Annotated in this window: 14 protein-coding genes; 10 read left to right on the top strand and 4 right to left on the bottom strand. The window is 70.3% G+C overall.

What is annotated here, in order from left to right; genetic code table 11:
• Nucleotides 1–5 precede the first annotated feature (5 nt).
• Nucleotides 6–1,358 carry an FAD-dependent oxidoreductase gene (locus tag ADL15_RS18025; protein WP_067692050.1) on the bottom strand — a complete coding sequence of 451 codons (1,353 nt, stop codon included), beginning with the start codon at nt 1,356–1,358 and terminating at the stop codon, nt 6–8.
• Between the two features lie 231 nt (nt 1,359–1,589).
• On the opposite strand from ADL15_RS18025, the gene ADL15_RS18020 reads away from it, so the two are divergent.
• From ADL15_RS18020 to yicI, 6 genes are all read left to right on the top strand, one after another.
• Entirely contained in the window at nt 1,590–4,502 is a 2,913-nt protein-coding gene (locus ADL15_RS18020; RefSeq protein WP_067692048.1) for a glycoside hydrolase family 3 protein, read from the top strand.
• A 124-nt stretch (nt 4,503–4,626) separates the two neighbouring features.
• Nucleotides 4,627–5,643, top strand: a complete 1,017-nt coding sequence (locus tag ADL15_RS18015; protein WP_067692045.1) for a LacI family DNA-binding transcriptional regulator — start codon at nt 4,627–4,629, stop codon at nt 5,641–5,643.
• Nucleotides 5,644–5,783: 140 nt separating this feature from the next.
• Nucleotides 5,784–7,100, top strand: a complete 1,317-nt coding sequence (locus tag ADL15_RS18010) for an extracellular solute-binding protein (protein ID WP_067692042.1) — start codon at nt 5,784–5,786, stop codon at nt 7,098–7,100.
• Between the two features lie 55 nt (nt 7,101–7,155).
• Nucleotides 7,156–8,049 carry a carbohydrate ABC transporter permease gene (locus ADL15_RS18005; protein ID WP_067692039.1) on the top strand — a complete coding sequence of 298 codons (894 nt, stop codon included), beginning with the start codon at nt 7,156–7,158 and terminating at the stop codon, nt 8,047–8,049.
• A 4-nt stretch (nt 8,050–8,053) separates the two neighbouring features.
• On the top strand, nt 8,054–8,935 hold the full coding sequence (locus ADL15_RS18000) for a carbohydrate ABC transporter permease (RefSeq protein ID WP_067692036.1): 882 nt from the start codon (nt 8,054–8,056) through the stop codon (nt 8,933–8,935).
• A gap of 16 nt (nt 8,936–8,951) precedes the next feature.
• Nucleotides 8,952–11,201, top strand: a complete 2,250-nt coding sequence (yicI, locus tag ADL15_RS17995) for an alpha-xylosidase (RefSeq protein ID WP_067692033.1) — start codon at nt 8,952–8,954, stop codon at nt 11,199–11,201.
• Nucleotides 11,202–11,241: 40 nt separating this feature from the next.
• Here yicI and ADL15_RS17990 read toward each other — a convergent pair whose 3' ends face one another.
• The gene (locus tag ADL15_RS17990; protein WP_157441442.1) at nt 11,242–14,178 is read right to left on the bottom strand and encodes an NACHT domain-containing protein; all 2,937 of its coding nucleotides are present in this window, start codon (nt 14,176–14,178) and stop codon (nt 11,242–11,244) included.
• 105 nt (nt 14,179–14,283) lie between these two features.
• On the opposite strand from ADL15_RS17990, the gene ADL15_RS17985 reads away from it, so the two are divergent.
• From ADL15_RS17985 to ADL15_RS53010, 4 genes are all read left to right on the top strand, one after another.
• A complete protein-coding gene (locus tag ADL15_RS17985) occupies nt 14,284–14,955 on the top strand; it encodes an enoyl-CoA hydratase-related protein (RefSeq protein WP_067692027.1) in 672 nt (223 codons plus the stop codon).
• Between the two features lie 143 nt (nt 14,956–15,098).
• A complete protein-coding gene (locus ADL15_RS17980) occupies nt 15,099–17,507 on the top strand; it encodes a phosphoketolase family protein (RefSeq protein ID WP_067692138.1) in 2,409 nt (802 codons plus the stop codon).
• A gap of 188 nt (nt 17,508–17,695) precedes the next feature.
• On the top strand, nt 17,696–18,073 hold the full coding sequence (locus ADL15_RS17975) for a peptidoglycan-binding domain-containing protein (protein WP_232344191.1): 378 nt from the start codon (nt 17,696–17,698) through the stop codon (nt 18,071–18,073).
• A 95-nt stretch (nt 18,074–18,168) separates the two neighbouring features.
• Nucleotides 18,169–18,324: a hypothetical protein gene (locus tag ADL15_RS53010; protein WP_157441441.1), complete on the top strand. Its 156-nt coding sequence runs from the start codon at nt 18,169–18,171 to the stop codon at nt 18,322–18,324.
• 390 nt (nt 18,325–18,714) lie between these two features.
• Here the strand turns inward: ADL15_RS53010 and ADL15_RS17970 are convergent, their stop codons facing one another.
• Entirely contained in the window at nt 18,715–19,491 is a 777-nt protein-coding gene (locus ADL15_RS17970; RefSeq protein ID WP_067692022.1) for an energy-coupling factor ABC transporter ATP-binding protein, read from the bottom strand.
• 37 nt (nt 19,492–19,528) lie between these two features.
• On the bottom strand, nt 19,529–20,293 hold the full coding sequence (cbiQ, locus tag ADL15_RS17965; RefSeq protein WP_067692018.1) for a cobalt ECF transporter T component CbiQ: 765 nt from the start codon (nt 20,291–20,293) through the stop codon (nt 19,529–19,531).

Here is a 20,293-nt window from a genome sequence, read left to right as displayed (position 1 = left end):
CGGGCTCATCCCCTCAGCTTGTCCTCGGCCTTGCGCGCGGCGACCAGCACCGGGTCCCAGACCGGGGCGTACGGCGGCGCGTAGCCCAGGTCGAGCCCGGTCATCTCGCCGACCGTCATCCGGTTCCACACCGCCACCGCGAACGCGTCGATCCGCTTGGCGGCCTCGGCCTTCCCGACGATCTGCGCGCCGAGCAGCATGCCGGTGCCCCGCTCGGCGAGCACCTTGACGGTCATCGGGGTGGCGCCGGGGTAGTAGCCGGCCCGGTTGGTGGACTCCACGGTGGCCGTGACGTACTGGAAGCCGGCCTGGTCGGCCTCGCGGGAGCCGAGACCGGTGCGGGCCACCTCCAGGTCGCAGACCTTGGTGACCGCGGTGCCGATGATCCCGGGGAAGGTGGCGTACCCGCCGCCCAGGTTGATCCCGGCGACCCGGCCCTGCTTGTTGGCGTGCGTGCCGAGCGGGACGTGCACCTGCCGGCCACTGACCCGGTGGTGTGTCTCGGTGCAGTCACCGGCCGCCCACACCCCGTCGGCCACCCGCTGGCGCAGGTCGGTGCGCAGGCCACCGGTGGCGCCGAGCGGGAGTCCGGCGGCGGCGGCCAGGGCGGTGTTCGGCCGTACGCCCAAGCCGATGACCACGACGCCGGCCGGCAGCGTCCCGGCGTCGGTGACCACCGCGGCGATCCTGCCGTTCGCGGTCTCCAGGCCCTCGACCGTGACGCCGGTGCGCAGGTCGATGCCGAGGCCCCGGACCGCGTCGGCGACCAGCGTGCCCATGTCCTCGTCGACGGTGCCCATCGGCTGGGCGGACCTCTCCACGAGCGTGACCCGGAGTCCGCGATTGATCATCGCTTCGGCCATCTCGATGCCGATGTAGCCGGCCCCGATCACCACGGCCGACTCGGGTTTCTCGGTGTCCAGCCACGCGCGCAGCGCGCTGCCGTCCTCCAGAGTCTGCACGCCGAACACGCCGCCGGCGTCGGTCTCGGCCCACGGCGGGCGCACCGGGGAGGCGCCGGTCGCGTAGACGAGCTCGTCGAAGCCCTCGCGCCGGTCCCGGCCGGCGTCCAGGTCCCGCACGGTGACCGTGCGGGCGTCCAGGTCGATGCCGGTCACCTCGTGCCGGGTGTGCACGGCGATCCCGTTCTTGCGGAACTCCTCGGGGGTCCGGGCGATCAGCGCGTCCGGCCCGTCCACCTGGCCGCCGATCCAGTAGGGGATCCCGCAGGCCGAGTAGGACACGAACCGCCCCATCTCGAAGGCCAGGATCTCCAGGTCGTCGGGGCCGCGTCTACGCCGGGCCTGTGAGGCCGCGGACATCCCGGCCGCGTCGCCGCCGATCACGATCAGTCGCATCCGCCCATTGTGCCCGGATAAGCGGCTCTGTTACCGGCGGATTTCCGGAAGGTGTTGCCTGTCGCATCGGCCGGGCTCTATGGTGACGACACCGAACCCCGTCGATAGTCCGTTCTCTAGGGCGGATCGTCGAAGCGCTTCGACTGATTTCTCGAAAAGTGTTTCCGCTGGTCAGGGTGCTCCCTGACGGGCAATTCACCGTGCCTGGAAACGATTCTTTTGGAGTCCGCTATGCGCAGAAGACGCGGCCTGGCCCTGATAGGTGCCGCTCTGCTCGCCGTTCCCCTCGTCCCCGGAGCCGCACGCGCCGACGCGACCTATCCGTTCCGCGATCCGGCCCTTCCGCTGGCGGCGCGGGTCGACGACCTGGTCGCCCGGCTGACGCTGCCGGAGAAGCTCTCGATGCTCCACCAGTACCAGCCGGCCGTCCCGCGCCTCGGCCTCGCCGTGTTCAAGGCCGGCACCGAGGCACTGCACGGCGTGGCCTGGTCCAACGACTACGACGCCGGCGGCGCCAAGATCGACGCGACCGCGACGGTGTTCCCGCAGGCGGTCGGGCTGGCCAGCACGTGGGACCCGGCGCTGATCGAGCGGGTCGGCTCGGCGGTCGGCGACGAGGCCCGAGGCCTGCATGCGCAGGACCCGACGGTGTGGGGCCTGAACCTCTGGGCGCCGGTGGTCAACCTGCTGCGCGACCCGCGCTGGGGCCGCAACGAGGAGGGCTACTCCGAGGACCCGCTGCTGACCGGGGCGATCGCCACCGCGTACGGGCAGGGGCTGCAGGGTGACGACCCGGACCACCTGAAGACCGCGCCGACGCTCAAGCACTACGCGGCGTACAACAACGAGACGCTCCGCGACCGGACCTCGTCGAACGTCCCGCAGCGGGTGCTCAACGAGTACGACCGCGAGCCGTTCCGGATCCCCCTGCAAGCCGGGGCCGCGACCGGCGTGATGGCCTCCTACAACCTGATCAACGGGCGGCCGGCCACCGTGGACCCGGACCTGGGCACGCTGGTCCGGGGCTGGAGCGACCGGCGGCTGTTCAACGTCTCGGACGCCTGGGCACCGACCAACCTGACCGGCTCGCAGGCCTACTTCGCGACCCAGGCCGAGGCGGACGCCGCGGTGCTCACGGCCGGGTTGGACAGCTTCACGGTCAACGACACCAACGGCGAGCCGACCACCACCGCGCTGCAGCAGGCGCTCGACCGGGGTCTGCTGACCGAGGCGCAGGTGGACACCGCGGTCGGGAACGCGCTGAGCATCCGTTTCCGGCTCGGCGAGTTCGACCCGGACGGCGGCCCGTACGCGACGATCCCCGCGTCGGTCGTGGACAGTCCCGCGCACCGCAAGCTGGCTCGGGAAGCCGCGGCCGAGGCCGCGGTGCTGCTGAAGAACGACGGCAACGCGCTGCCGCTGAAGACCGGCGGTTCGGTCGCGGTGGTCGGTCCGCTGGCCGACTCGCTCTTCACCGATTGGTACGGCGGACAGCTCCCGTACCAGGTGACCGCGCTGGACGGCATCACCGCGCGGGCCGGCACGGTGTCCACCGCCGCGGGCGCCGACCGGATCGCCCTCAAGGACGTCACCACCGGCCGGTACGTGACCGCCGCCGACCCGGAAGCGGTCGCCGCGACCGGGGTGGGACCGGACGCGGCCGCCCAGTTCGACGCGGTCGACTGGGGCGACGGGGTGTCGACGCTGCGCAACGCCGCGAACGGCAAGTACCTCGGCTACAACTGGGGCCCGTTCGTCACCCGCGACACCGCACCGACCGGCTGGTTCGTCCAGCAGCAGTTCAGGGTGGAGCCGCAGGCCGACGGCACGGTGGTGCTGCACTACGCCGGCTACGAGACGCAGGAGAGCTGGTTCGGTCCGAACACCTACGTGACGGTCGGCGCGGACGGCGCACTCGGCCTGGGTTCGGCGACCGCGGCCGGCGCCGCGCACTTCGCCAAGGAGGTGATCGTCGACGGCGTGGCCGCGGCGGCGGCATCGGCGAAGGGCAAGCAGACCGCCGTCGTGGTGGTCGGGACGAACCCGTTCGTGGCCGGCCGGGAGGCGCACGACCGCACCGGGCTGGCCCTCGGCGCCCGGCAGGAAGCGCTGATCGAGGCGGTCCGCGCGGCCAACCCGCACACCGTGGTGGTGCTGCAGAGCAGCTACCCGGAGGCGATCACCTGGGCCCAGCGGCACGTGCCGGGCATCGTCTGGACCACGCACGCCGGCGCGGAGACCGGCAACGCCCTGGCCGACGTGCTCTACGGCGACGTGAACCCGTCCGGCCGGCTCACGCAGACCTGGTACTCCTCGGTCGCCGACCTGCCGGCCGACCTCAACGAGTACGACATCGTCACGTCCCGGCAGACGTACCTCTACAGCGACGCGAAGCCGCTCTACCCGTTCGGCCACGGGCTGTCGTACAGCACGTTCCGGTACAGCGGGCTCCGGGTGGCCGGCGGCAGGGTCAGCGTGACCGTCACCAACACCGGCAAGCGGGCCGGTGACGAGGTGGTCCAGCTCTACACCCACCAGCGCACCTCCCGCGACGTCACCGCGACCAAGCAGCTGCGCGACTTCCGCAAGGTGCACCTGGCGGCCGGGCGGAGCACCGTCGTGACGTTCGCGCTCACTCCGGCCGACCTGGCCCGCTGGGACGTCACCCGGCAACGCTGGGTGACTGAGACGTCGGTATACGACGTGCTGGTCGGCGCGTCGTCGAGCGACATCCGGCAGCGTGCGGCCCTGCCGGTGCGCGGCGAGACGATCCCGGCCCGCGACCTGTCCGTGGTGACCGGGGCGGAGACGTTCGACGACTACGCCGGGGTGCGCCTGCTCGACGAGAGCAAGGCGAGCGGCACGGTGGTGGGCGCGGTCACTGCGGGTGACTGGATCGCTTTCCGTGATGCCGCGCTGCGCGGCGGGAAGACCTTCACCGTACGGGCGTCCGGCGCCGGGACCGTCCAGCTCCGGCTGGGCTCACCGGGCGGGCGGCTGCTGGGCACGGCCACGGTGCCGGACACCGGCGGGATCTACACGTACGCGGACGTCACCGCACCGCTGGCGGCCGTGCGCGGCCGCCGGGACGTGTACCTGCTGCCCAGTCCCGGGCTGCGGCTGGCGTCGTTCGGGATCCGATGAGACTCGCGGCGGGGAGCCGGATGGGAGCGGGCTCCCCGCCGCGACCCCGGCGTGATCATGCAGGTGGCTAGGATCGACGAGGGGAGCGGTCTTGGGTAGGGACCGGGGGACATGGGGAGGCGCAGTGCCGACGATCAACGACGTCGCCAGGGCGGCCGGTGTGTCGCCCAGCACGGTGTCGTACGTGTTGAGCGGCCGGCGTCCGATCTCCGCCGAGACCCGGGCGCGGGTGCAGGCCGCCATCGCCGAGCTCGGGTTCCACCCGCACGCCGGCGCGCGGGCCCTGGCCAGCAGCAAGACCAACGTGCTCGCGCTGGTCGCGCCGCTGCGGCTGGACGTGAACGTACCGGTGATCATGCAGTTCGCCACCGCGGTGGTGACCGCGGCCCGGTCGTTCAACCACGACGTGCTGCTGCTGACCAAGGACGAGGGCACCGCCGGCCTGGAACGAGTGGCGCACAGCACCATGGTCGACGCGTTGATACTGATGGACATCGAGCGCGACGACGTGCGGTTGCCGGCCATCCGCCGCCTCAAGCAGCCCTCGGTCCTGATCGGGATGCCCGCCGACCACGCCGGGATAGCCTGCGTCGACCTGGACTTCGAGGCCGCGGCCGGGCTCGCGCTGCGGCACCTGGCCGGGCACGGGCACCGGCGGATCGGCCTGATCGGCCCGTCGCCTGCCGTCTACCGGCGGCAGACGACGTACGCGGACCGGTTCCTGGCCGGCTTCCTGACCGCCTCGGCCGAGCTGGAGCTGCGCACGGTGACCCACCCGTGCGAGCCGGGCGCCGACGGCGTCCGGGCCGCCCTGGCCGACCTCGACACCGAGCTGCCCGGGATGACCGCGCTGGTGGTGCACAACGAGGAGACCCTGCGCCCGCTGCTCGACCTGCTGCGCGCGGCCGGCCGCCGGGTCCCGGAGGACATCTCGATCGTCGCGGTCTGCCCGCGCGACGTGGCGATGAGCATGCCGGTGAACCTCACCTCGATCGACATTCCGGCGCACGACGTCGGCACTCTGGCGGTGGAGACCGCGATGCGGTTGCTGGACGGCCGCCGGGTCGAGTTCACCCGGTTGCTCGAGCCGGGTCTGGTCGAACGGTCGAGTTGCCGCGAAATCCCGCCGTCACACCGTTGACATCTGCGTCACTGATTTCATAGCGTCTGCGGCGAGGTCGTTGTCGAAGCGCTTCGACATTTCCTGCGAGATTGTCGAAGCGCTTCGACGACACCCTTCCTGGTTGAACTCACCTTGATCAGTCCCCCTGGGAGGACGACATGGCTATTTCTCGGCGCGGTTTGCTGGCCGGCTCCTTTGCGATGACCGCCGCGCTCGCCCTGGCCGCGTGCGGTGACGACGGTGGCTCCTCCGACTCGACCGAGGGCGCCGACGCCAAGACCCTCACGCTGTGGCACTACGAGGGCCCGACCAGCGCGATGGGTATCGCCTGGACCAAGGCCATCGAGATCTTCAAGGCCAAGCACCCGGGCGTCGAGGTGAAGTTCGAGGAGAAGAGCTTCGAACAGATCCAGCAGAACGCCCAGATGATCCTGAACTCGGACAGCGCGCCGGACATCCTCGAGTACAACAAGGGCAACGCGACCGCCGGCCTGCTCTCCAAGCAGGGTCTGCTCACCGACCTCAGCGACCAGGTGGCGAAGTACGGCTGGGACTCCAAGCTGAGCGGCAGCCTGCAGACCACCGCCAAGTACGACGAAGACGGCATCATGGGCACCGGCAAGTTCTTCGGCGTGCCCAACTACGGCGAGTACGTCATGGTTTATTACAACAAGGCGATGTTCGAGAAGTACAAGATCGCCGTGCCGACCACGCTTGCCGAGTTCACCGCGGCGATGGACACCTTCGTCAAGAACAAGGTCACCCCGCTGGCCGTCGGCGGCGCGGAGTACCCGGCTCAGCAGATCTTCTACGAGCTTGCGCTCTCCAAGGCCGACCGGACCTTCATCGACGACTACCAGCTGTACAAGAACAAGGTCGACTTCAACGGCCCGGTGCTCACCTACGCCGCGGACACCTTCGCCGACTGGGTCGCCAAGGGCTACATCAGCAAGGACTCGGCCGGCATCAAGGCCGAGGACATGGGCGTCTCCTGGGAGCAGGGCAAGTTCCCGATCCTGATCTCCGGCAGCTGGTGGTACGGCCGGTTCGCCAGCGAGGTGAAGAACTTCGAGTGGGGCACGTTCCTGTTCCCCGGCAACACCCTGCACCCCGGCTCCAGCGGCAACCTCTGGGTGGTACCGGAGAAGAGCAAGGCCAAGGCTCTGGCGTACGACTTCATCGACATCACCATGTCGCCCGAGGTGCAGAACCTGCTCGGCAACAGCGGCGGTGTCCCGGTCGCGGCCGACCCGGCGGCGATCACCGACGCCAAGAACAAGGAACTGATCGAGAACTTCAACAAGATCTCGACCTCGGACGGTCTGGCGTTCTACCCGGACTGGCCGGCGCCGGGCTACTACGACGTGATGGTCAGCGGCACGCAGAGCCTGATCAACGGGTCCAAGACGCCGAAGGCGATGCTCGACGAGATCGCCAAACCGTACAACGAGAACCTGGCCGACCTCGGTAAGTAGGCGTTTCGAACCGGGGCGGGCGCCAGACGCCCGCCCCGCGGAAAGGACCGGGCGCATGGCCGGCAGCACCAAGAACCGCGGCTACGCGGTCTACCTCATCCCCGGGATCATCGCCTCGACCTTGGTGATCATCGTTCCGCTGGTGATGACGGTCTACATCAGCTTCACCAAGTGGACCGGGATCGGCAGCCCCCGGTGGGTCGGCTTCGACAACTACACCCGGCTCTTCGAGGACGCGAACTTCTGGGCGTCCTTCGGGCACATCCTGTTGCTCATCCTCGCGATGGCGGTGGTGCCGACGTTCCTCGGGCTGGTCCTGGCCGCGGTGCTGTTCGACTACGTCGCGAAGAAGTTCAACGACCGCTGGGCCTCGGTGCTGCGCTCCGGGTACTACCTGCCGCAGGTGCTCCCGGTCGCGGTCACCGGCATCATCTGGGGCTGGATCCTGCACCCCAGCTACGGCGCGCTCAACAAGATCCTGGAGACCGTCGGGCTCGGCTCGCTGGCCCGCAACTGGCTCGGCGACCCGAAGTACGCGCTGTACAGCGTGATGGCCGTGATGATCTGGTTCCAGCTCGGCTACCCGATCGTCATGTTCATGTCCGGCCTGCAGCGCATCGACCCGGAGCTGTACGAGGCGGCCGACCTGGACGGCGCGTCCTGGTGGCAGCGGTTCCGGAAGATCACCATCGCGATGATCCGGCCCGAGCTGTACGTGGTGCTGGTGACCACCACGATCGCGTCCCTCAAGATCTTCGGGCAGATCTTCGTGCTCACCCGGGGCGGCCCGAGCAACGCCACCCTGGTGCCGTCGTACTTCGCGTACAAGAACTTCTTCGAGAAGGCCCAGGTCGGGTACGGCTCGGCGATCTCCACCGTACTCACCATCCTGATCGTCATCCTGGCGATCGTCTTCCTGCGGCTGCAAAACCGTGCCGAGCGGAGCTGAACCCATGACCGTCACCGCCACTCGTGCACCACGACGTCGTACCGAAGAACGCCCCTCGCTCCGGCAACGTCACCCGGCGCGCTTCTTCATCCTCACCGGCCTGCTCATCCTGCTGCTGCTGATGGTCGCGCCGCTGCTGGTGGTCGCGGTCAACGCGGTCAAGAGCCCGGCCGAGTACGCCGCGAACGGCCCGCTGTCGCTGCCGCACCACCTCTACTGGGCCGGCATCGTCGACTTCTGGAACCGGGTCGACTTCGGACTCAAGCTCTGGAACAGCTTCATCACCAGCCTGGTGGTGGCGGTGCTCGGCGTGGTCCTGTCGGTCTTCAACGCGTACGCGCTGGGCATCGGCCGGGTCAAGGGCCGGACCTGGTTCCTGGTGTTCTTCCTGGTCGCCAACCTCCTGCCGCAGGAGGTGCTGGTCTACCCGCTGTACTACCTGTCGAAGCAGATCGGCCTCTACGACAACCTGCTCGCCATCATCATCATCTTCACCGTCGTGCAGAGCGCGTTCGGCACCTACCTGCTGACCTCGGTCTACACCGAGTTCCCCAAGGAGCTGCTGGAAGCCGCGTCGATCGACGGCGCCGGCAAGTGGCTGTCGCTGTGGCGGGTGGTGGTGCCGGTCAGCCGGCCGACCCTCGCGGTGCTGTTCACGTTCTTCTTCATCTGGACGTGGAACGAGTTCTTCCTGCCGCTGGTCTTCCTGATCTCCAACGACAACCAGACCGTCCCGGTGGCCCTCGGCGTGCTGCAGGGCGACCGGATGATGGACGCCACGACCACCAGTGCGTCCGCGCTGATCGGCATCATCCCGGCGATGGTCTTCTTCCTGATCTTCCAGCGGACCCTCACGCGCGGCATCGCCGCCGGCGCCATCAAGTGACCTGAGAAGGACAACCATGAAGTTCACCGACGGCTATTGGCGTAAGCGCGACGGCTACCAGGTGCTGCACCCCGCTCAGTTCCAGGACAGCGCGCCGGGCCCGGACTCGCTGACCGTCTACGCCGCCACCCGCAAGGTCCTCGACCGCGGCGACACGCTCGACGCCCCGCTGATCACGATCGGCCTGGAGTCGCCGGCACCGGACGTCATCCGGGTCACCCTCGAGCACTTCCAGGGCGGCCGCCCGCGGACACCCAGCTTCGCGATCACCGGCGAGCCGGTCGAGCCCGGCGTCTCCGCCACGTCGTTCACCTCGGGCGCGCTGACCGCGCAGATCCGCACCGGCGACGAGTGGGGACTGGACTTCCTCGCGGACGGGCGGCGGCTCACCGGCAGCGGCTGGAAGGGCACCGGCATCGTCACCGGCCCGGACGGCGCCTTTGTGCACGAGCAGCTCGACCTGGGTGTCGGCGAGGTCGTGTACGGGCTCGGCGAACGCTTCGGGCCGCTGGTCAAGAACGGCCAGAGCATCGACATCTGGAACGAGGACGGCGGCACCAGCAGCGAGCAGTCGTACAAGAACGTCCCGTTCTACTTCACCAACGGCGGGTACGGCGTCCTGGTCGACCACCCGGGCAAGGTGTCGTTCGAGGTGGCCTCCGAGATGGTCACCCGCACCCAGTTCAGCGTGGCCGGGCAGGCGCTGTCGTACCTGGTGATCTACGGGCCGACGCCGGCCGACGTGCTGCGCAAGTACACCGCGCTGACCGGCCGGGCGGCGCTGCCACCGGCATGGTCCTTCGGGCTGTGGCTGACCACGTCGTTCACCACCTCGTACGACGAGGAGACGGTGAACAGCTTCATCGACGGGATGGCCGAGCGGGACCTGCCGCTGTCGGTCTTCCACTTCGACACGTTCTGGATGCGCGAGTTCAACTGGTGCGACTTCGAGTGGGACACCCGGATCTTCCCGGACCCGGTGGGGATGCTGAAGCGGCTGGCCGACAAGGGGCTCAAGGTCTGTCTGTGGATCAACCCGTACATCGCGCAGCGCTCGCCGCTGTTCGCCGAGGGCAAGGCGAACGGCTACCTGGTGACGACCGAGGCCGGTGACGTCTGGCAGTGGGACCGCTGGCAGGCCGGGATGGCCCTGGTCGACTTCACCAACCCGGCCGCCCGGGAGTGGTACGCCTCGAAGCTGCGCGCGCTGGTCGAGATGGGTGTCGACGCGTTCAAGTCGGACTTCGGCGAGCGCATCCCGGTCGACGGCATCGTCTGGCACGACGGGTCCGACCCGGAGCGGATGCACAACTACTACACGCAGCTCTACAACCAGGTCGTCTTCGACGTGCTCAAACAGGCCCGGGGTGAGGGCGAGGCGGTGCTGTTCGCGCGCTCGGCGACCGTCGGCGGGCAGATGTTCCCGGTGCACTGGGGTGGCGACAACACCGGCAACTTTGCGTCGATGGCGGAGAGCCTGCGCGGCGGGCTGTCGCTGATGTCGTCCGGCTTCGGGTTCTGGAGCCACGACATCGGCGGCTTCGAGGGGCTGCCGGACCCGGCCGTGTTCAAGCGCTGGGTGGCGTTCGGGCTGCTGTCGTCGCACAGCCGGTTGCACGGCAGCAAGTCGTACCGGGTGCCGTGGAACTTCGACGACGAGGCGGTGGACGTGCTGCGCTCGTTCACCCACCTCAAGTACCGGCTGATGCCGTACCTGTACGGCGCGTCCCGGGAGGCGCACCTGACCGGCCTGCCGGTGATGCGGTCGATGGCGATCGGATTCCCGGGCGACCCGGCGGTGGCCTACCTGGACCGGCAGTACCTGCTCGGCGGGGACCTGCTCGTCGCGCCGGTGTTCAGCGCGGCCGGCGACGTGCAGTACTACGTACCGGCCGGGTCCTGGACCCACTACCTGACCGGCGAGGTCGTGCAGGGGCCGGGCTGGGTGCGCGAGACGCACGGGTTCGACAGCGTGCCGCTGCTGGTGCGGCCGGGTGCGGTGATCCCGGTGGGCGCGCGGCAGGACCGCCCGGACTACGACTACCGGGACGGCGTGACGCTCCGGCTGTTCTCGCCCGCGGAGGGGCGGACCGCGGTGGTGGTGCCGGGGCCGTCCGGGGCGGACACGGTGTTCACCGTGGTCCGGGACGGCGACGAGGTGCGGATCGGGCGCAGCGGCGAGGCCCTGCGATGGTCGGTCCAGCTGGGCGACGCGGTGACCGAGGTGGCCGCGGACCAGGACAGCTGCACCCTGACCCTGGGCTAGCAGCACCCGGTGACCGGCGGGGTCCATGAGAACCCGCCGGTCACTCCCGCCGAAGTAGCCGCTCGACCAGATCACGGATCTCAATCGCCGTAGCCTGAGGGGTAGCATCGTCGCGGCGGAGGCGGTCCAGCAGCAGACGCGTGTAGTTGCTGCGGGTCGTATCGTCCCAGGATCGGACCTCGTCGAGAATCTCGGAGGCACGCCGGAAGTCGTCGGCCGACGGCGCGGAATCGGCCAGAATCCGCAGCAGCAGGTGCGCGGCCGAGTGGGCACCGTCCCCGGCGACTGTGCTGACCGTGAGCGGCAGGTGGGTGACGAGTGGTTCCAGAGCGTGGTGGACCATGTCGTCGAGGACGCTGCACTGGAAATAGGACTTCAGCCGCAGCTGCTCAGGGTGCAGGTCAGGCAGGGTGAAGGCACCGGCCGGCCGCACGTCGAACGTCCAGCCCAGATCGAGAGCCGGTGCGACGGACGCGCTGTAGAGACTCAGCCGCAGATCGCGCCGGTCGCCCTCCCAGGTCCGCTCCAGGGACACCATCTCGACCACGCTGGTCCAGGCGTCGGTGCTCAGCTGGGAGCGCCACAGCAGCGCCTGCGCGTGCCACGCATCCACCGGGTCGGGTGGTTCCGGATACAGCTCGCTGCCCCGCACGTCGCCGAGGCAGAGCATCAGCAGCAGCAGGTTCGCCGCGTAGGTCGCGTACCGCGCCGGCACGCTCGGCGACTGCGGCTGGTAGGCCGGGTAGCGGGCCGCCGGGGGAGCGTGGTTGATCGCCCGGAACAGCCGCACCAGCAGAGCGCGCAGGCGCTCCCGCTCGCGGTCGTCGGTCGCCGCGGCCAGATGCGCCAGGAAGTCGATCACCGGCGCCCGCACGCTCAGCGGCTGGAACGAGAGCAGCGCCCGCAGCAGCTCGTCCTCGGCCGGCCCGGGGTGGAACGACGCCGACGCGGCCGCGTCCCGCACCGCCAGATCCTGGAGCACCTGCCAGCTCAGCCGCGCGACCAGGTATTCGCCGAACGTCGCGTGCAGGAACTCGTACGTCTGGAAACGGGTCTCGTCCCCGGCGGACCTGGCCCGATGGATGAAGAAGAAGCGCCCGAGCGTCAGCTCGGCCTCGGGAAGCGGCGCCCGCAGCCCAGACGCGGCGCCCGGACCGACCGGCCCGGTGATCTGCAGGGCGGCGATGTCGCGCTCGAGATCGGATTCGGTCACCCACTGCGCGGCTCGGTTGAACATCGCGAACGCCACCACCGAGAGCCGGCGCAGCTCGTTCTCGACCGCGGCGGCCAGCTCCCGGTCGGGCAGGCCCTCCCGGTGCTTGGTGATCTCGCGCAGCGCGAAGCTGCGCAGCAACTGCTCGTAGAGCTCGTCGGCGCGCAGGTGCGGTCCGGAGCGCTGCAGCACGTTGCCGTCCGCGTCGTAGAGCGCGAGCATCAGCAGCAGCAACGGCTGCCCGGCCAGGTCGCGGTGGGCGAGCACGGTCTCCGCGGCGAGCGGCTTGAGGTGCCGGGCGGCGAAGTTCGCGGCGTTCACCCGGTTCCAGATGTCCAGCCAGGCGATCACCCGCTCGTCGTCGAACGGCTCGAGGCGCAGCGCGACGGTCTCCTCCGGGGTGCGGGCCCGGTCGGCGACCGCGGTCCGGCTGGTGACGATCACCGCGACCGGCCGGCCCTGGTCGGCCTCGCGGCGCTGGAACCGGGCGACCCGGGTCAGGTAGTCGGTGTGGCTCACCCCGACCGCCTGCAGCAGCTCGTCGAAGCCGTCGAGCAGGACGACCGGCATCGCGTCGCCGGCCGAGCGGGCCAGCGCCGGCCACTCCACCCGCTCGCCGGTGGCCTCGCGGATCGCGTGCTCGATCTGGTCCTGCACGTCGTCGAGGGTGGGCACGTCGCGCAGGATGACCCGGATCGGCAGGAAGTCGGCGGCCGGGAGCCGGGCGGCGAGGACCCGGGTGAGCACCGACTTGCCGGACCCGGGCTGGCCCAGCACCAGCAGCGGGGCGCGCACCGCCTGCGGCGAGGTCAGGTGCCCGAGCAGGAACTCCGGCAGGTCGTCGCGGACCGGCCGCGCGTCCCACCAGGACTCCTCGCTGACCTGGTCGTTCGCCCGGACCGCGACCGCGCGGAACCGGGGCGGGACGTAACCCTCGCCCAGCTCCGGCACCCGGATGCCGTCCGGGACGTCACCGGACTCGACGATGCGGCGGCCCAGCTCGGCGCGGTAGGCCAGGGCCAGGCTCGCCCGGCGCTGGTCCGGCGCGCGGCCGGTGGAGATCGCGGTCAGGGTCTCCTCGAGGCCGGCCAGGGCGGTCCGGGTGGCCCGGTGCTCCCGCTGGCTGGCCCAGCAGGCCACCTCGGGGAACTCGCCAGCCAGCTGGCGGAACAACTCCTCGTACCGCAGGACGGCGCGGGCCGGGACGGCGCTCATCGCGTCGTAGAAGGTCTTCCGGCGGCCCACGGTCAGGCGCTCCCAGACGGCGAGCCCGGCGGTGAACGTGGTGATCGACCCGGCCAGGCTTCCGTAATAGGCGGTCAGGCTGAGCAGATAGGTCTCCGGGGCGATCAGCGGTGACGGCAGCATCATCGGGGCCTGGTCAACCGTCGCCGGGATCGCCCGGTCGGCGAGGGAGCTCTGCTCGGTCTTGGTCAGCTCGAGATCACCGAACCGGAACGGCAGCCGGGCCTGCTCCATCGCCTCGAAGAACGCGGTGACCACGAGCACCGCGTGCGCCGCCTCCAGCCGCTCGGTGCGGCTGGCCCGGGACAGGCCGCTGCGCCGCTCGGACAGCGTGCGCACCAGCTCGTGGCTGAGCCGCACCAGCTCGCCCTTCGCGTCGAAGAGGCCGAGCAGCACCGGCGCCGCCGGCGTGGCGACCAGCAGCGCCCCGCCGACGATCTTCTCGACCGCGCTGACGAGCTTGCTGTCCTGCCCGCCGAGCAGGCGAACCGCGTCCAGGTATCCGAGCAACCGAGCCATGCCGTCCATCATGGCCGGTGATCGCCACGGCTTCTCCTCGGTGCTCGCGGGGTGGGGCGGAATGCCGTAAGTTACTCGCTGGTAACAGTCTTTCAAGGAGGCAGCATGCCCACGCTCGAGCGGCACGACGACGTCTTCGTTCTCGATCTCGGTGACACCGAGAACCGGTTCCACCCGGACTGGCTGACCGCGGTCGGCGCGGCGCTCGACGAGGTGGAGAAGGCGGACGGCGCGAAGGCGCTGGTCACCACGGCGACCGGGAAGTTCTTCTCGAACGGGCTCGACCTGGACTGGCTGGGCGCCACCGGCGGGGACCTCGCGGAGTACGCGCTTTCCGTACAGGAGCTCTTCGCCCGGATTCTCGGTCTTCCGCTGCCGACCGTTGCGGCGTTGCAGGGGCACACGTTCGCGGCCGGTGCGATGCTGTCGCTCGCGCACGACTTCCGGGTGATGCGGGCCGACCGGGGCTACTGGTGCCTGCCCGAGGTGGCGATCAACATCCCGTTCACCCCCGGGATGGCCGCGCTGATCCAGGCCCGGCTGACCCCGCAGGCCGCGCACGAGTCGATGACCACCGGGCGCCGGTACGGCGGGGCCGACGCGCTCGCCGCCGGGATCGTCGACAAGGCGGTGGCCGAGGACGCCGTCCGGCCCACCGCGATCGGGATCGCCGCGTCGCTCGCCGCCAACGCCGGCGAGACCCTCGGTGCGATCAAGACCCGGATGTACGCCCCTGTCCTCGCCGTCCTGCGCGACCGGGAGGGCCCGCTGGGCTGAGTACCGGTTGTTCACTCGCAACGGAGGGTGCGCCCGGCCCCTCCCCGGGTAACGTCCCGGACGGAGGGGCCGAAGGACCCTGCCACCGCGGGTCCAGGCCGGGAAAAGTGAAGATCGACGAAGCCTTCAGGGGAGGAAAGATCGTGACCGCTGTGCTCGACCACGAGGACCTGGTGCGCAAGCTCGCCCAACCCGACGACGCCGAGGTGGCGAGTCTCGACGCATGGTGGCGGGCGAACAACTACCTCACCATCGGACAGATCTATCTGCAGGCCAACCCGCTGCTGCGTGAGCCGCTGGCGAACGAGCACATCAAACCGCGGCTGCTCGGCCACTGGGGGACCAGTCCCGGCCTGTCGTTCGTCTACGCCCACGTCTCCCGGCTGATCAAGACCACCGGGCAGGAGACCATCTACCTGGCCGGTCCCGGTCACGGCGGGCCGGCCCTGGTCGCCGCGGGATATCTCGAGGGCACCTACTCGGAGATCTACCCGAAGGTCAGCCAGGACGAGGACGGCCTGCTCCGGCTGTTCCGCCAGTTCTCCAGCCCGGGCGGCATCCCGAGCCACGTCTCGGTGACCACCCCGGGCTCGATCCACGAGGGTGGCGAGCTGGGCTACGTGCTGGTGCACGCGTTCGGCTCGGTGATGGACAACCCGGACCTGCTGACCATCGCGATGGTCGGTGACGGCGAGGCGGAGACCGGCCCGCTCGAGGGGTCGTGGAAGGGCATCTCGTTCATCAACCCGGAGCACGACGGCGCCGTCCTGCCGATCCTGCACCTGAACGGCGCCAAGATCGCCGGCCCGACGGTGCTGGCCCGGAAGGACCCGGCCGAGGTGCGCAAGCTCCTCGAGGGCCACGGCTACGAGATCATCGAGGTGAGCGGGGACGACCTGCCCGGCATGCACCACCGGTTCGCGGCGGCGCTCGCCGAGGCCTGGGGCAAGATCCGCTCGATTCAGACCGCGGCACGTGAGGGCAGCTGGGACGGGCAGCGTCCGCACTGGCCGCTGATCATTCTTCGTACGCCGAAGGGCTGGACCGGGCCGGAGAAGATCGACGGCATCACGGTGACCGGCACCTGGCGGTCGCACCAGGTCCCGCTGTCCGGGGTCAAGGGCAACCCCGCGCACCTCAAGGACCTGGAGACCTGGCTCAAGTCGTACCGGCCGGAGGAGCTGTTCGACGCGACCGGCGCGCCGACCGAGCTGGTCAGGCAGCTGGCACCGGAGGGTGACCTGCGGATGAGCGCCAGCCCGCACGCCAACGGCGGGCTGCTCACCAAGGACCTGGACCTGCCGGACTTCCGCGACTACGCGTTCGACGTGAAGCAGCCGGCCGCCGAGCACGCCGAGTCGACCCGCAAGCTGGGCGAGATGATGCGCGACATCTACACGCGCAACCCGGACCGGTTCCGGCTGTTCTGCCCGGACGAGACGAACAGCAACCGGCTCGGCGCGGTCTTCGAGGTGTCCGACCGCGGGTTCATGGAGTCGGTCAACGCCGACGACGTGAAGATCAGCCGCAACGGCCGGGTGATGGAGGTGCTCTCCGAGCACAACTGCCACGGCTGGCTCGAGGGGTACAACCTGACCGGCCGGCACGGCATGTTCGCCACGTACGAGGCGTTCGCCATGGTCAGCGCGTCGCAGACGATTCAGCACGGCAAGTGGTTGCAGGAGGCCAGCCACCTCGACTGGCGGGCCAAGGTGCCGAGCCTGAACATCCTGCTCACCTCGACCGCCTGGCGCAACGACCACAACGGGTTCTCGCACCAGGGCCCCGGCCTGATCCAGAACGTGCTGACCCAGCGCGGCGACGTGGCCCGGGTCTACCTGCCGCCGGACGCGAACACGCTGCTCTCGGTGGCCGACCACTGCTTCCGGTCGCGGTCGTACATCAACCTGATCGTCATCGACAAGCAGCCGCAGCTGCAGTTCCTCACCATGGACCAGGCGATCGAGCACTGCACCATCGGCGCCGGGGTCTGGGAGTGGGCCGGCACCGACGACGGCTCCAGCGATCCGGACATCGTGCTGGCCTGCGCCGGCGACGTGGTGACCATGGAGACCGTGGCCGCGGCCCGGATCCTGCGGGAGAAGCTGCCGAACCTCAAGGTGCGCGTGGTCAACGTGGTCGACCTGATGACCCTGCCGCGGCCCAAGGACCACCCGCACGGCATGAGCGAGACGTTGTTCCGCGAGCTGTTCACCGACCACGTGGACGTGGTGTTCTCGTTCCACGGCTATCCGGGCGCCATCCACCAGCTGGTGCACGGCCGGCCGGACGCCGACCGGTTCCGGGTGCGCGGCTTCATCGAGCAGGGCACCACCACCACCCCGTTCGACATGACGGTGCGGAACAAGGCGTCGCGGTACCACCTGGTGATGGACGCGATCAACAACGCCAGGCGGCTGCCGAGCGGCGCGACCGAGGTCAAGGCGTGGTGCGAGGCCCAGCTGGCGAAGCACGAGGCCTACGTCGTGGAGCACCTGGAGGACATGCCCGAGGTGCGCGACTGGTCCCTCGGCGACTGGGCGCAGAGTTGATCTAGCGGGGTCCGGCCGCCGCTTCGCCTAAGAAAGTAGGGGCGAAGGGGCGGCTGACCCTTCCTTTCGACGTCGAGCCGGGAGAAGGTGAAAGGCACACGCCTACTCGACGTTGAGGAAGGGGATCCCGGATGGCCGCTACCCGCAGCCCATGGCCGACGACCCGGCAGGGTTCGACCCAACATCCCGTGCCCACGCTGCAATATCTGCTGCGAGCCCGAGGCCACACGGTAACCGTGGACGGCGTCTTCGGCGCGCAGACCGGTGACGCGGTCCGCGCCTGCCAGCGTGCCAAGGGCCTCCCCGACAACGGCGTCGTCTGCGCGGAGACCTGGCAGGCCCTGATCATGAAGGTCGGCCCTGGCGCGGTCGGCAACGCGGTGCGGGGCGTCCAGCACGAGTTCCGGCCCGGCTCGGCCCCGGACGGCGTCTACGGCCCGGCCACCGAGTCGGCGGTCCGCGCCTTCCAGTCCTCGGTCGGCCTGCCCGCCGACGGCGTCGTCGACGCACCCACCTGGCAGGCCCTGGTGTGCGGCTCGGTCGGCTCCCTGCAGCAGGCCGCCTGACATAACGGCAGGTCAGCGTCCTCAATCGACGCTGACCTGCCGGCTTTTCTGGTCTACACTCCCGGCTTCAGTTGATCTTGAATTCGGGGGCCGACATGCTCGACAACTACGATCCCGCCGTGGTCCTGCTGCTCACAGGCATCTGGTACCTCCTCTGCACCGGTGCCGTCCTCGGCGCGTTGTACCTGGTGGTCCGGACCGCGGTCCGCGACGGCATCAAGCTGGCCGCCGCCGACAAAACCCCCGGTTAGGCGCGAGGCCGCCCGAGCTTCCGACCCTTGTTCGGTACGCATACGGAGCGGCCGCCCGCAGGCTACGAGCCGAGTCCCGCCCGTGAGGCCGGCGCGAGACCGTGGCCATTCCCGACCGCGGCGCGACGCGCGACCCCGGCTGGCTCTCCGGGGTGTCTCCGGACCGTTGACACACCCCTGGGGACCAGCCGGGGATCCCGGAGGTGCGGCACGGTCGTGGGCCCGGCTGGTGTTCAGGGGTGTCTCCGGGTGCTTGAGGCACCCCTGAGAGCCAGCCAGGGTCGGGAGGCGCGCTGCGGTCGGGAGCGGCTGCGGTGTCGCGTCTGCCTCACGGGCGGGACGTGGCTCGTAGCCTGCGGACGGGCGCTCCGTACTCGTACCGAACAGGGGTCAGCGGTGGCGAGTGGCAGCGGCCGTGACCGGGTCGAAGCCGAAGGGGAGTTCGAGGCGGTGGCCGCGCATCAGGTCGCGGTCGGCGAGCAGGGTGACGGTGGCGTCGTCGGCGACGATGCGGCCGGTGTCCAGGATGACCGCGCGGGGGCAGAGCTCGAGCGCGTAGGGCAGGTCGTGGGTGACCATCAGCAGGGTCACCGGGAGCGTCTCGAGGATCTCGGCCAGCTCGCGGCGGCTCGCCGGGTCGAGGTTGGACGACGGCTCGTCGAGGACCAGGATCTCCGGGCGCATGGCCAGCACGGTGGCGACCGCGACCCGGCGGCGCTGGCCGAACGACAGGTGGTGCGGCACGTGGTCGCGGTGCTCGGACATGCCGACCGCGGCGAGGGCCTCGTCGACCCGGGCGTCCAGTTCGGCGCCGCGGACACCGAGGTTGGCCGGGCCGAACGCGACGTCCTCGGCGACCGTCGGCATGAAGAGCTGGTCGTCCGGGTCCTGGAAGACGATGCCGACCCGGCGGCGGATCTCGGCGATCGCGGCGCGGTCGGCGGGGACGACCGGTGCGCCGGAGACCTCGACGGTGCCGCCACCGCCGTGCAGGATGCCGTTGAGGTGCAGCACCAGGGTGGTCTTGCCGGCGCCGTTCGGGCCGAGCAGGGCGACCCGTTCGCCGGGGGCGAGGGTCAGGTCGACGCCGCGCAGCGCGGCCCGGCCGTCCGGGTACGCGTAGTGCAGGCCGGCGACGCGCAGAGCGGGATCGGTCACGTCGATCATGCTAGGCCGGGCCGCGGACGGGGTTGCGCCGGAGGGCTCATGCGAGCACCGCCGCGGCGACCGCGATGCCGGCCGAGGCGACCGGCAGGGCGGCCGACACCATCCACTCCCGGGGCGCCGCGCGCCGGCCCGCGACGACGGGGAGCCGGCCGGTGTAGCCCCGGGAGACCATGGCGAGGTAGACGCGCTCACCGCGTTCGTACGATCGCAGGAACAGCGACCCGATGCCCACCGCGAACGCCTTCACCTGCCAGAGGAACCGCGGGTCGTAGCCGCGGGACAGCCGGGCGATCCGCATCCGCCGCGCGTCGTCGGCGAGCACGTCGATGTACCGCAGCATGAACGTGGCGATCTGGGTGAACACCGACGGCACCCGCAACCGGTCCAGCCCGACGATCAGATCCCGCATCGTCGTGGTCGCCGCGAGCAGCAGCGACGCGAGCACACCCAGGGTGCCCTTGGCGAAGATGTTCCACGCGCCGTGCAGGCCGTCGATCGACAGCGACATGCCCAGCCAGTCGACCCGCTCGCCGTGCCCGGCGAACGGCAGGACCACCGCGAGCAGCACGAACGGCAGCTCGATGGTGGCCCGTTTGAGCAGCCACGGCACCGGCACCCGGGCGGCCGCGGTGACGCCGGCCAGCAGCAGCAGATAGCCGCCGAACGCCGCGAACTCGGTGGGCGGGGTCAGCACCACCACGATGGTGAACAGCAGCACCGCCGCGATCTTCACCTCGGGGGCCAGCCGGTGCAGCCGGCCGGCGCGGTCCAGGTAGAGCGGATGGGCGTGCCCGGCGCCCAC

Origin of the sequence: Actinoplanes awajinensis subsp. mycoplanecinus (assembly GCF_001509495.1) — a bacterium.
GTDB lineage: Bacteria > Actinomycetota > Actinomycetes > Mycobacteriales > Micromonosporaceae > Actinoplanes > Actinoplanes palleronii.
The sequence above is the reverse complement of the archived record's forward strand: the minus strand, read 5'-3'. Positions and strand labels throughout refer to the sequence as shown.